The organism is Gammaproteobacteria bacterium (assembly GCA_013817245.1).
Taxonomy (GTDB): domain Bacteria; phylum Pseudomonadota; class Gammaproteobacteria; order HTCC5015; family HTCC5015; genus JACDDA01.
Genome location: JACDDA010000001.1, coordinates 459244 through 472037 on the forward strand (window position 1 = coordinate 459244; position 12794 = coordinate 472037).

The 12794-nt window shown below is 45.1% G+C and carries 11 protein-coding genes; 3 read left to right on the plus strand and 8 right to left on the minus strand.

Going from position 1 to position 12794, the window contains the following annotated elements:
• Window positions 1-53: 53 nt before the first annotated feature.
• Together H0W44_02255 and H0W44_02260 are read right to left on the minus strand one after the other, a co-directional pair.
• Window positions 54-2009, minus strand: a complete 1956-nt coding sequence (locus H0W44_02255; protein ID MBA3581255.1) for a FecR domain-containing protein — start codon at window positions 2007-2009, stop codon at window positions 54-56.
• Between the two features lie 30 nt (window positions 2010-2039).
• On the minus strand, window positions 2040-3461 hold the full coding sequence (locus H0W44_02260; protein ID MBA3581256.1) for a DUF560 domain-containing protein: 1422 nt from the start codon (window positions 3459-3461) through the stop codon (window positions 2040-2042).
• Between the two features lie 146 nt (window positions 3462-3607).
• Between H0W44_02260 and H0W44_02265 the strand changes: the two genes are divergently transcribed.
• Both H0W44_02265 and H0W44_02270 read left to right on the plus strand, forming a co-directional pair.
• Window positions 3608-4456 carry a prolipoprotein diacylglyceryl transferase gene (locus H0W44_02265; protein MBA3581257.1) on the plus strand — a complete coding sequence of 283 codons (849 nt, stop codon included), beginning with the start codon at window positions 3608-3610 and terminating at the stop codon, window positions 4454-4456.
• Window positions 4457-4460: 4 nt separating this feature from the next.
• The gene (locus H0W44_02270; GenBank protein ID MBA3581258.1) at window positions 4461-5255 is read left to right on the plus strand and encodes a thymidylate synthase; all 795 of its coding nucleotides are present in this window, start codon (window positions 4461-4463) and stop codon (window positions 5253-5255) included.
• A gap of 13 nt (window positions 5256-5268) precedes the next feature.
• Here the strand turns inward: H0W44_02270 and H0W44_02275 are convergent, their stop codons facing one another.
• From H0W44_02275 to H0W44_02300, 6 genes are all read right to left on the minus strand, one after another.
• Window positions 5269-5631, minus strand: a complete 363-nt coding sequence (locus tag H0W44_02275; GenBank protein ID MBA3581259.1) for a response regulator — start codon at window positions 5629-5631, stop codon at window positions 5269-5271.
• 169 nt (window positions 5632-5800) lie between these two features.
• On the minus strand, window positions 5801-6544 hold the full coding sequence (locus H0W44_02280) for a competence/damage-inducible protein A (protein ID MBA3581260.1): 744 nt from the start codon (window positions 6542-6544) through the stop codon (window positions 5801-5803).
• Window positions 6544-7617 carry a ferrochelatase gene (locus H0W44_02285; GenBank protein ID MBA3581261.1) on the minus strand — a complete coding sequence of 358 codons (1074 nt, stop codon included), beginning with the start codon at window positions 7615-7617 and terminating at the stop codon, window positions 6544-6546. Before H0W44_02285 ends, H0W44_02280 begins: the two co-directional genes overlap by 1 nt.
• A gap of 95 nt (window positions 7618-7712) precedes the next feature.
• Window positions 7713-8300 carry an HNH endonuclease gene (locus H0W44_02290; GenBank protein ID MBA3581262.1) on the minus strand — a complete coding sequence of 196 codons (588 nt, stop codon included), beginning with the start codon at window positions 8298-8300 and terminating at the stop codon, window positions 7713-7715.
• A gap of 143 nt (window positions 8301-8443) precedes the next feature.
• Complete coding sequence (locus H0W44_02295; GenBank protein MBA3581263.1) at window positions 8444-8902, minus strand: NfeD family protein; 459 nt, start codon at window positions 8900-8902, stop codon at window positions 8444-8446.
• A gap of 2 nt (window positions 8903-8904) precedes the next feature.
• Window positions 8905-9825 carry an SPFH/Band 7/PHB domain protein gene (locus H0W44_02300; GenBank protein ID MBA3581264.1) on the minus strand — a complete coding sequence of 307 codons (921 nt, stop codon included), beginning with the start codon at window positions 9823-9825 and terminating at the stop codon, window positions 8905-8907.
• A gap of 619 nt (window positions 9826-10444) precedes the next feature.
• Here H0W44_02300 and H0W44_02305 point away from each other — a divergent pair.
• Window positions 10445-12673, plus strand: a complete 2229-nt coding sequence (locus H0W44_02305; protein MBA3581265.1) for a primosomal protein N' — start codon at window positions 10445-10447, stop codon at window positions 12671-12673.
• The last annotated feature ends 121 nt before the right edge of the window (window positions 12674-12794 follow it).

Sequence of the window (12794 nt, forward strand, 5' to 3'; positions counted from 1 at the left end):
TAAAAAGCCCCCGACCTGCGGGGGCTTAAGTTGTGCTGCACTTTATTCAATTTCTATTTTGGATTAGTAGCAGCATCGTCATATTCCATTAATACCGCACCTTGCGCGGTAACATTAGGATTAGCCTTGTCGGTGGATTGCACACTGAAAGTACTGGCTACCGCATTCACAGGCATTCCTCTGTCACCGCCATTTAATAACAAGATAGATGCTTGGCCTGCTAAAGTAGTGTCAGCACCACAATTACTGCCCCTACTACCAGCGCAACTACCTTCCAAACCTATGTTATTGCTCATTGCTTTCGCTAACGACACAGCCTTCTCATTCACAAGATATAAATTATATTGATCCTTATCAATCACAAAACCGAGGTCATATCCTGTTACTGCTTGTTTATTAAAATCAATCGTGACGGATGCGCTATTCATAGTGCCCACATTGCCTAAATTATCAGTAGGGTTGGTACCGCCGCCTAATTTTTGATTAGGATCATAGCTAAAAACCACTGCTCCATAATATTTGCCCATGTAAGACAGGTCGTCAGCACTCGCCATGCGTTCGCTATAGATAAAATGTAAATTAGGACCATGCGCTATTTCAACGTCATTTTCAGTTATAAAATAATTGCCTGACCAACGCCCCCAGGTTACGCCATATTCTTTGCGACCACCTAAATCAGCTAATTTAGCCTTCCCAATTGCAGCCTTGCGTTGTACTTTGTTGTCTTTTCCGTCTACAAAATACTCGCTCATAGCAACCGGCACTACCAAACCATCAATATCAATCACTTTGACCGATTGATATTTGGTATTGCCATCAACGTTTTCAACATGGCCATCAGAATCAACTACACCCTTTTTAGAAAGCGATAACTGAATATAACTAAAACTACCCAACGCACCTTCTGGTGCTGTGCGCGTGCCGTCCCTGATCTCACCTTGTTCTGTCGTTTCTGAACCTACTTCTATGCTCGATTTAATGGTGGGGCGTTCAGCTTGTTGTGCTTTAACAAGAATTTCCGATTCGCCTTTACCTTCCGAGGCGTATTCTTTTTCTTTCTGTTCTTTTTCGTCTACTGAATTTTCTTTATTCTTTTCTTTGTCTACAGCTTCATCTTTCTTTTTGTTTTTTAGTTCTTCGTTTTCTGGCTGTAGTTCATCACCATCAAACACCACGGGTGGCGGGCTTAACAAACTCGCGGGTCTTTGATCAAGTCCGGCTACTGTAAAATATTCATCATTGCTAAACGTGTGATTGCCGGTTTCATTTTCAACGACGATTTCACCATCAACGACACCGCCGTATAATCCATTGCTTAAATTTGCTTTTTTGCAGTTGTCGTCCTGACACAAGGTCACACCGTAATGGGTGCCGCGAATACCAATGGTTGCAACCGGTGTGGTTACTCGATAATTATTTTTATTTACATGGCCAATCGCGCCGGTGATGGTACGAAAACCACCTTTGGCTAATTCAAAAAAACTGCTTTCGGAACCGTCTTCTTGACCACTATAACTGTATTTTTTAACTTGAAATTCGGTGCTAGGTCTTAGCGCAACTAAAGCGCCATCTACAAACCGAATTTGGGTGTGGGATGAGGCTTGCGTGGAAACGGTATCGCCTTCGTATATCAGCGTATTACGTTGCAACACACGGCGACCATTAGCACCATTAACAGCAGCATTACCTGCTGTCACTACCACGCGGCCTACTGCTTTGCCGTTATTAGTAGCGGTTGGATTTGCCGCAGTTACCGCTACTTTTGCATCTAAATTCAGTGTTGCGCCTACTATTGGTTTTGCAGGATTACCGTTTTCAAATGCTTGTGGATTTTGTTTAACAATTTCTCGCAATTTGTCTTGTGTAATGGCCGCCTGAGGCTGCGCTTGTTTTAAAATGCTATACAAAGTATCGCCGGATTTAACTGTCCATTGTGTTACTGCCCATGCATCCGTGCACAACGTTAACACCAGCAAGAAACTTGCTGTATACATGTTACGTGTGTTCATCATTATTGCCTTTTTGTTGATATTGCTCTTTTAGTTAAATTGATAAGAAGCTGAAAGCACCAGCTCATCACGATCGTAATCACTTAATGCACTATTCGAAGTATTGTCGGTAAGTGAATAACTGCCATTAAACAACCAATGTTTATCCATGCGCCATGCAACATCGGTCGCAAAACGTTGATAGGTGTCATCGCGAGTGGTGGTACTTACTGATGGGTCAGAGCAACCACCGGTTGCAGCTAAACCGTTCACGCATAAATAATTTGCGTATTCGCTATTTTGACGGCTATACGCTACGGTTAAAGCCCAACGCGAACTTAAGTTTAATTGGCTACCAACACTCATACCCCAGAAATCACGATCTACAGTAGACGATGTATCAGTTATGCCATCCTCATCATTGTCACTGCTGCTCTTGGGGGCTTCGCTACCGGTATACACCGACGCAAATAACATTTGCGGCACCCACAAACGAATAGAATGCGTGATGTCAGCGCCGATAGTAGTGATATTGCTATTTCTCACTGCTTGATCGGGATAATCCAACATTGAATATTGTAAATTCGCGCCAACAAAGGTGGTGGTTTTTAATTCGTAACGCCATTCTGCATTCAAGCCGGTTGAGTCACGATAAGCATTGCCATCTAAATCAAACGTTTGATATTGAACACCCAAACCATAACGTTGTTTGCCTAATAAATATTTAACTTTACCCAACACCTCTAACGTCAAACTGTCATAAATATCTAAGTCGGCGTATTGACGCATATCAACTCGCGCACCCGCGGCTACTTTCCAGCGCGCGGTTAACGGAACATCGATGTCATAAAAACCATTGATCTTAGTATATTGATCATCTTGTAAAGCATAGTCTTCATCTAAACTCGCTTGTACACTTGATTGCACAGCCGTATCACCACCGGTGCCAAAAAAATCGGCAACGCTAATCGAGCTGGGCGCACTGTTCACATTACTATCTAAACCATAAGCCAAACCAATGCCGCCGTGTTGCGTGGTTTGATAACGACCGGCTTGTTGTTGAATCGCTTCTAAATAACGATTCACCGTAATGCGAACCGATTGAGGCGGATTTTGTTTAAGAATAGTGTCGAACTCTTGTCTAGCGCGTTCAAACTCTTCCAATAAAAAATAACCACGCGCCACTTCTAAACGCGCTGCATGAAAATCGGGTTTATAGATCAGCACACGCTCTAGCGCAAAAACACCTTCGCTAGCTTTACCTATATCAATCGCGGCCATGCCGTAGTAATAATCGAATGAAGGATCGCCTTCTTTAGTACCTAGGTATTGCCGACCGTATTGATACACTTCTTTGGATTTGCCCAAAGTATGCAAGCGCACCATTTGATTGATATCAAACGCTGCTTCAGCGGCCTGTGCATTCACTGACAATAAGCTGATAAAAAAAGTAATTGCTAATAAGCGGACCATATTTACCCAAAACTCCTACATTAATAACGATCGATGAGGCTTAAACATTTAGAAACAGTGCGGTCTAGCGGCACAAGCTGGGGGCAGATGATAGAATGCCGGCCGCTTATTCTCAAACTTAATACTGCCTTTTTGAGTAATCCGTCATGCTTATACACCCCGGGTTCGATCCTGTCGCCTTACATTTGCCCACTATAGGCCCGTTGGCGCTCGCCATTCATTGGTATGGCCTGATGTATTTGTTGGGTTTTTTGAGCTTTTATTGGCTTGGCCGTTATCGGGCTAAAAAAACTCAATTTATGAGCCCTGATGCGATGGGCGATTTGGTATTTTATGGCGCTTTGGGCGTGATGTTGGGTGGCCGTTTTGGCTATGTGTTGTTTTATGACTTCCAGAATTTCCTGCATAACCCGCTGCTCATTTTAGGCTTAACTCAGACTGTGTCGGGGCATTGGAGCTTAGAGTTCAAAGGCATGTCATTTCATGGCGGCTTAATTGGCATCGTCACGGCGATGGTTTTATTCGCCCGTCACCACCAATTACGTTTTACCGCTTTACTGGATTTTGTAACGCCGTTAGGGCCTTTGGGCTTATTTTTTGGCCGTATCGGCAATTTCATTAATGGCGAATTATGGGGACGCCCCACCAACGCCTCGTGGGGCATGGTGTTTCCTTGGGTAGATAATCAAGCTCGTCATCCTTCGATGCTGTACGAAAGTTTCCTTGAAGGTCTCGTCTTATTTCTAGTGTTGTGGTGGTTCAGTCGTGAGCCCAAACCGCGCCTGGCGGTGACCGGTTTATTTTTACTGGGTTATGGCGTGTTTCGTTTTCTGATCGAATTCGTTCGTGAGCCGGATCAACAAATCGGTTTTATCGCCTTCGACTGGATGACGATGGGGCATTTGCTCAGTTTACCGATGATTATCGCGGGTGGTTCACTGCTGGTATGGGCCTACACGCAAAACACCTTAGCCGCTCGGCTCGAAAGGAAATAAATAAATGCAGCAATATTTGCAATTAATGCGTCACGTACGCGAGCATGGCGTGCGTAAACAAGACCGTACCGGCACCGGCACATTGTCAGTATTTGGTTATCAAATGCGTTTTGATTTAAATGCTGGTTTTCCGATGGTGACCACCAAGAAATTACATTTACGCTCAATCGTGCACGAGCTGTTGTGGTTTTTAAAAGGCGAAACCAATGTCCACTATTTAAAAGAAAATGGCGTGACGATTTGGAATGAGTGGGCCGATGCAGAGGGTGAACTAGGCCCGGTTTACGGTTATCAATGGCGCAATTGGCCAACACCTGACGGCCAACATATTGATCAAATCAGTCGCGTTATTCAGCAGCTAAAAACCAATCCTGATTCACGACGTATGTTAGTCAGCGCGTGGAATGTCGCAGATTTAGATAAAATGGCGCTAGCGCCTTGTCATGCTTTTTTTCAATTTTATGTGGCAGAAGGTAAGTTGTCGTGTCAGCTCTATCAACGCAGCGCGGATATTTTTTTAGGGGTGCCGTTTAATATCTCATCTTATGCGGTGTTGATGATGATGATGGCGCAAGCTTGCGATTTAAAACTCGGGGAATTTGTGCACACGCTTGGCGATGCGCATTTATATTTGAATCATCTTGAACAAGCGGATTTGCAATTAAGCCGTACGCCTTACACCTTACCGACGATGCAATTAAATCCAGACGTGAAAGATTTATTCGCATTCCGCTTTGAAGATTTTGAATTAAAAGATTATCAGTGCCACGCACATATTAAAGCGCCGGTTGCTGTTTAAACAAACAATACGTTTAACCTAAAAATTCTTGCAGGATTTCCATCAAGATTTTTTTATTAACGGGCTTCACAAAATAACCTTTTGCACCTTGGCGCTCGCCCCAGAGCTTATCAGTTTCTTGATCTTTACTAGAAATCAGCACCACTGGGATGTGGCGAGTTTCATCAAGATGGGTAATTTGGCGAGTAGCTTGAAAACCATTTAAACCCGGCATCACGATATCCATAAAAATTAAATCCGGCAGTTCAGCTTTAGCTTGCTGCACACCTTCTTCACCATTCATGGCGAGAATGACTTGGTGCCCTTGCTCTTCAAGCGCTTTAATCATATCGGCCACTTGAGTGGGAGCGTCATCAACTACTAGTATGCGAGCCATAACAGAACATCCTTATTTTTATATCTAATAATAATTTATAGACAACTATCTTAATCGAAGTATGTGAAATACAAAGCGCTTATCTACGCAAGTCTGCATTCTGTCACAAATATTGTAATTAACACGATTTTTTCTAAAGAAGAAAGCGCATTTAGTCATTAAGACTAGATTACAAACGCTGAAACTGAATATCGGCTGCACGTAGCAAAGTCTCTAAAGCATCAGCAGCCGTTTGCGCAACGTTCGCCGCGCCTTTTACACCTAATTCAATTTCGCGTTTTTGCAAATCACTTTCCGGCAAGCTATACAATTTTACCTGCGGATACGCGGCCAACACCGTTTCCATGATAGGTGTCAGCCGACTTTCTGGCGTGCGTTGCACTTTATAAGCGATGCGCAGTGTCGCTGCAGCAATTGGTAAATTTAATTGATCTAAAACCCACTCCAACATAGGCCACGCCATCGTCGGAAATCCGGGCATACAATAATGACGACGAAAACTAAAACCCGGCACACGATTAATCGGATTTGGAATTAACGACGCGCCTGCGGGAAATTCAACTAAGCGTTGTTGCACAGCGCTTAACTCACCCACGACTGAAGTCAAAATAGCGATGCCTTCTGCATGCGCCACGATCGGTACTTGCGCTGCAGCTGCTAATGCTTGACGCGTCATATCATCCGGCGTTGCACCAATGCCGCCAACACTAAACACGATGTCATTATTTTTTTCTGTCGCTAATAATGTTTGTTGAAAAGTTTCACGCAATAACGCGGGGTCATCGCCGACGATACGCACCCAATCTAAACTTAAACCACGCGCATTTAATGTCTCAATCACATACGGAATATGTTTGTCCTGACGTTGGCCGCTTAAAATTTCATCACCCACGACCACTAAACCAAGACGCATTATTGTTGTGCGCCTTGTTGTTGTGCGCGTACTTTAATATTGATAGAACCTTCTTGTGACAATTGCCAACCTTGCGTTTGCTGTTTTATAAGCTGCGTTAACATCTCGATGTGAGCAGGTTCAGCGTTTAACGCGGGAATATATTTAAATTGTTCACCGCCAGCGGCTTTGAATAATTCTTGATTTTGAATCATGATTTCTTCTAGCGTTTCCAAACAATCACTCGAAAAACCCGGACAAATAACATCAATGTTTTTTACACCTTGTGTCGGCAATTGTTTCAACGTTACATCGGTATAAGGCTGCAACCATTCCTGTGCACCAAAACGCGATTGAAAAGTAATTTGATATTGCTCACTGCTTAATTGCAAACGTTCGGCTAATAAGCGTCCGGTTTTATGACACTGACAAAAATACGGATCACCTTGTAACAAATGCGCTTTCGGCAAACCATGAAAGGACATCACGAGTTTTTCAGCGCGACCATGTTGTTGCCAATGTTGTTTAACGGATGCCGCTAATACGTTGATGTAATTTTCATGGTCGTGATAACTCCCTACAAAACGTAATTCCGGCACCCACCGCCACTGCGTTAATTCTTTTGCAACGGCATCGAAGGTGGAACCCGTACTACTCGCGGCGTATTGCGGATACAAAGGTAAAACAATGATATGTCGCGCGTTCGCCATTTTAAGTTGTTGCAAACCTGCGGCAATAGAAGGTTGGCCATAACGCATCGCATAAGCAACCACATACGATTCACCCAATTGCTCAGCAATCGCAGCGGCTTGTTTTTGCGTATTAACTAACAAAGGTGAACCTTGCTCAGTCCAGATTTTTGCATACGCGTGCGCGGAACGAGGCGGGCGGGTTAACAACACCACGCCATTTAAAATAAACCACCAAATCAAGCGAGGAATTTCGACAACGCGCGTGTCCGATAAAAATTCCCGCAAATAAGGACGCACTGCTTTTGCCGTGGGCGCAGCAGGTGTACCAAGATTGGTGATCAATACGCCAATGCGCGGCGCTTGATCGTGACGATAGCTTGTTTCATTTTTGTATAAGTTCATGACAAATTCCTGGGTGCAAAATACTCTAGCATTTTGCGGCCATCGACGCACCTTGCTAACGACCCGGAATTCTTAAATAGATAAAAACAGAAAATTTATTGACGCAACAGACGTTCCCGTAAAGGACTGCGGCGGGGGAAATGCGCTTTAAGAAATTCCATTTGATCCGCTAATACGCGGCGCGCTTTAAGATAAATATATTCCGCATGCGTAGGCGTAAACGGTACCGCTAATAATTCCATGTGCGCTTGCTCTGGTGTGCGTCCAGCTTTGTGATTATTGCAACGCTTACAGGCAGTGACTAAATTATTCCACACATCTTTACCACCTTGACTGATGGGCCGGACATGATCACGCGATAAATCCGAACTGATAAAACGATGGCCGCAATATAAACAAATATAAGCATCGCGTTTGAATAAGGTTTGATTGCTTAAAGGCGGAGTGTAGTCTTCATGCAAGATTTTATGATTGCCGTAAGTGGCGATAATGGAATGCACCATGACCGTGCTGCGCAATTGCGTACGCGCATTGATGCCGCCGCGAATGTGGTACAACAAAGCGCCGCAGGTATACGCAACTTCATCAGCACAATACAGTTTGACCGCTTGTTGATAGTCAATCCATTCCAGCGGCATTCCCGAAGCATCTGTGCGTAATACCTGTTGATTCAGGTTGGACATAGATACACCAATTATTTTTTATGCACTACTTACTCTATGTTTTATCGCAACTGTGAAAAAAACACAATGTTTGATAAGTGCTACGTATTTAGTTAAGTCTTTTGTAGTGTTGCGCAAAAATATGACGGGCTTATGACTGCGCTTTATTCAGCGGCCACTACAATAAAACTAGAGCCTTCTACACTAAGCACTTTTACGCGTGCGCCTACTGGCAAATCTGGGCCTTCGACCCGCCAGAAAGAATCCGCTACTTTAATGCGGCCAGTACCATTGGTAATCGCGTCCTGCAAAACATACGTCTTACCAATATATTGATTAGCGCGTTCGTTTAACACCGTGTCTGCTACTGGGCCACGCTGCAATCGCAAATATTTGCGACCACCATACACGGATGCCACTGACAACAAAGCAAACAAGACTAGTTGAATCGGCCACAGTATGCCGGGAATCACCCAACTCATTAAACCAACCACTACTGCAGCCGCGCCCAGCCAAATAAAAAACGCGGCCGGCGCTAACAATTCCACAATTAATAACAGCACGGCTAATACCCACCAGTGCCAAAAATTTAATTGATCAACCCCTGCGCTAAAACTATCCATGATTATTCACCTTGTTTTTGCATGGCTTGTTTTGCTAATTCGGCAATACCACCAATGGCACCAATCACACTGCCTGCTTCTAGCGGCATAAATAATAATTTCTGATTAGGCGAGGTCGCGATATCACGCAACGCTTTAATATATTGCTGGGCCACAAAATAGTTGATCGCATTAACATCGCCTTTGCTAATCGCTTCAGACACCACTTGCGTAGCACGCGCTTCTGCTTCAGCTTGGCGTTCACGACCTTCAGCATCTCGAAACGCTGCTTCACGTCGACCTTCTGCTTCTAAAATCGCAGCTTGTTTTTCGCCTTCCGCCCGCAAAATATCCGATTGGCGTTGGCCTTCGGCTTCTAAAATCGACGCGCGTTTTTCGCGCTCGGCTTTCATTTGCCGACCCATGGCTTCAATCAAATCACGCGGCGGCGTGATGTCTTTAATTTCAATACGCGTAACCTTCACACCCCACGGCGTGGTGGCATCATCGATCACGAGTAATAAACGGCCGTTAATTTCATCGCGCCGCGACAATAATTCGTCCAAATCCATCGAGCCCATGACAGTCCGGATATTGGTCATAATCAAATTCAAAATAGCGCTTTCTAGGCCATCTACTTCATAAGCGGCTTTTGCTGCGTCTAACGCTTGGAAAAAAACCACGCCATCGACGCGCACCATGGCGTTATCTTTAGTAATGATTTCTTGCGACGGCACGTCCAACACGCGTTCACGCATATCAATGCGGGCGCCGATACTTTCCATAAAGGGGATGATCACGCCTAAACCCGGCTTCAGCGTGCGTACATAACGGCCGAAATATTCCACTGTGTATTGCTTGCCCTGCGGCACAAATTGCAAGGCACGATAGACAATTACAACTGCCAACACCGCCAAACCAATCGCGATTTGCTTTCCATCCATAACATCCGGCTCCTAACTCATTGTTTATAAATAATGAACATCTAAGGTTCGTTGAACGCTTGGATCATATAACAAGTTTGTTGCTGTGGGCGCTACTAAAGCGATAGGACATTCCAAAACTAGCTACAAACCCAGAACTGGCTGCAAACCAAAATCGCCGACCTATATTAAGGTAATGCGAGTGAATATCACCCGGCCAACATGGCAAAAACTACTAGGTCAATAGGTAAAAAGCACTTTCTTTAGGTTTTATACACATTCCCGACAAAAAAAATCAAAAAGCCTCTATTTTGATTGTCAAAAAGCTGTCGCTTTCTTCATGATTCCAGCATAAACGGCTAAGTTATTGATTTTTATTATATTAATTTGCGTGGTCAATAAGCGACCAGTTTAATAAAACAGTAATAAGACGGCCACCTGCGGGTCTGAAATAGCAGGCTATCCACAAAGTTATCCACAGTATTTGTGGATAACCCTGCTTCTCCTTATGGGACAAGCAGTTAGCGTATGTGCACTAGAGTTCACTTAAACTTACGAATCTAACTACGCTAATTTTTGTCGATGCTGGCTTGTGCAACGCAGCGCTGTTTAACGCATAAATTGTTACAGTACGCGCCGTATGAACACGCACTCCACTCCGCATCCTGTTACCTCCCCCGTTATTTTACATATCGCGGTGCCCGCGCCTTTGTATCGCGGCTTTGATTATTTAGCCAATCCGGCATTTGCACTGCCGCCGCTAGGCAGCCGCGTGAGCATCTCTTTTGGTCGCCAACAGGTGATTGGTGTGGTCATCGCACACAAAACCACCAGCGATGTGCCGCGCTCAAAACTCAAAATAATTGAGAGCGTCTGCGATCAACACGCGCTATTGGCCGACGATATTTTTTGGTTAGCACAATGGGCAGCGGATTATTACGCCGCACCCATCGGCGAAGTCATGAACAGCGTATTGCCCGTATTACTACGGCAAGGCAAAGCCGCTATTGCCAGCACTCAAACGGTGTGGCGCAGCGTAGGCGAGGTCAGCGCAATGACAAACATATTGGCACGCGCACCGAAACAAGCGGCCGTCTGGCGTTATTTGCAACAACATCCCGAAGGGCAACGTGCTGAAGATTTAGATTTAGCATTTAGCCAATGGCGCGATGCCATGCGTGAATTGCAGCTAAAACACTGCGTGCTTGAAGAACAGCTCGCGCATCTCAATACCATCGAAAATCCGCAACGCCATGTCGAAGCTGACATGCCCACGCTCAATAGTGAGCAACAAGCCGCGGTCGAGCGCATATTAAGCAACGACAGCGGCGTTTATTTACTCGATGGCGTAACCGGCAGCGGCAAAACCGAAGTTTATTTGCGGGTGATTGAACAGATGCTGGCGCAAAAAAAACAAACCCTGGTGTTAGTACCTGAAATTGGTTTAACACCCCAATTACTCGCACGTTTTACGCAACGCTTTCACGCCAACATAGGTGTTTTACATTCTGGTTTAAATGATCAACAACGCTTAAACACATGGTTAGCCGCACGCGACGGTGTACTCGATATCATCATCGGTACCCGCTCTGCCGTGTTTACGCCATTAGCCAATCCGGGATTAATTATTGTTGATGAAGAACACGACGCATCACTCAAACAACAAGACGGCTTTCGTTATCACGGCCGCGATCTTGCCGTATTGCGCGCGCACAAACTCAACATTCCCATCGTCTTAGGTTCCGCCACGCCGTCATTAGAATCTTTACACAATGTGCAACGCGATCGTTATCACAGTTTGCATCTCACCGAACGTGCGGGTAATGCGCAAACGCCCTTAATCACGGTGATCGACACACGCGCGCAACGCAGTCATCAAGCCTTAAGTCCTGCATTACAAATCGCCATTCAAACGCATTTACAACAAGGTCGTCAGGCTTTGTTGTTTTTAAATCGTCGTGGTTTTGCGCCCGTGATGATGTGTACTGCTTGCGATTGGAAAAGTGATTGCTTACGCTGTGATGCGCACATGACTTTGCATCAACAACAGCAACGCTTGCATTGTCATCATTGCGGCAGCGAACGCGCAGTGCCTAAACAATGTCCAAAATGTACGGCGGAAATTATTCCTGTCGGCACTGGCACCGAACGTTTAGAACAACAACTCGCTGAACGCTTTGCAGATTTTCCGATTATTCGCATTGATCGTGACAGCGTGCGCCGCAAAGGCGCACTCGAAGCGCAATTAAACAAAGCCAATCAAAACACCGCGCATATTTTAGTCGGCACCCAAATGTTAGCCAAAGGTCATCATTTTCCGAACGTGACACTCGTGGGCATTTTAGGCATCGATCAAAGTTTATTAAGCGCCGATTTTCGTGGCCCCGAACACGCAGCACAATTAATTACGCAAGTCGCTGGTCGCGCCGGTCGCGCAGAACACGCGGGCGAAGTATTAATCGAAACACGTTTACCACAACATCCTTTATTGATCACATTAATTCAACAAGGTTATTCCGCTTTCGCACAAGCTGCATTGCAAGAACGTCAAGCGGCGAGCTGGCCACCCACCACACATGTCGCACTGCTGCGCGCGGAAGCTACACAGGCACATAAAGCCAATGAATTTTTACAACAAGCTTTACAACACTTGCGCGCGCTGCCCGATAACGCATTAACACTCTGGGGACCCGCACCTGCACCGATGGAAAAACGCGCGGGCCGTTATCGCGCGCAACTGCTCCTGCAAGCGCAACAACGCAATCATCTACAACGTGTTTTAAAAAACTTGCCCGAACAATTAAGCCAGCTGCCCGCTGCAAAATCTGTGCGGTGGTCGCTAGACGTGGATCCGGTAGATTTGTTTTAAACATGTCAAATTTCATTTTATTAACGCGCATAAAACGACATGGCATTACTTAAAAACATGTCAGAACATATGAATAGTTAAATTTCTAATCGAGAAATAAGAACTGAACGTTACTCGATGC

Excerpts from the sequence above, each read along its gene's own strand:
- H0W44_02285 (MBA3581261.1), bottom strand. The coding sequence starts at position 7,617 with ATGAACTTATACAAAAATGAAACAAGCTATCGTCACGATCAAGCGCCG.
- H0W44_02305 (MBA3581265.1), top strand. The coding sequence starts at position 10,445 with ATGAACACGCACTCCACTCCGCATCCTGTTACCTCCCCCGTTATTTTA.
- H0W44_02275 (MBA3581259.1), bottom strand. The coding sequence starts at position 5,631 with ATGGCTCGCATACTAGTAGTTGATGACGCTCCCACTCAAGTGGCCGAT.
- H0W44_02290 (MBA3581262.1), bottom strand. The coding sequence starts at position 8,300 with ATGTCCAACCTGAATCAACAGGTATTACGCACAGATGCTTCGGGAATG.
- H0W44_02255 (MBA3581255.1), bottom strand. The coding sequence starts at position 2,009 with ATGAACACACGTAACATGTATACAGCAAGTTTCTTGCTGGTGTTAACG.
- H0W44_02260 (MBA3581256.1), bottom strand. The coding sequence starts at position 3,461 with ATGGTCCGCTTATTAGCAATTACTTTTTTTATCAGCTTATTGTCAGTG.
- H0W44_02295 (MBA3581263.1), bottom strand. The coding sequence starts at position 8,902 with ATGGATAGTTTTAGCGCAGGGGTTGATCAATTAAATTTTTGGCACTGG.
- H0W44_02300 (MBA3581264.1), bottom strand. The coding sequence starts at position 9,825 with ATGGATGGAAAGCAAATCGCGATTGGTTTGGCGGTGTTGGCAGTTGTA.
- H0W44_02265 (MBA3581257.1), top strand. The coding sequence starts at position 3,608 with ATGCTTATACACCCCGGGTTCGATCCTGTCGCCTTACATTTGCCCACT.
- H0W44_02280 (MBA3581260.1), bottom strand. The coding sequence starts at position 6,544 with ATGCGTCTTGGTTTAGTGGTCGTGGGTGATGAAATTTTAAGCGGCCAA.
- H0W44_02270 (MBA3581258.1), top strand. The coding sequence starts at position 4,461 with ATGCAGCAATATTTGCAATTAATGCGTCACGTACGCGAGCATGGCGTG.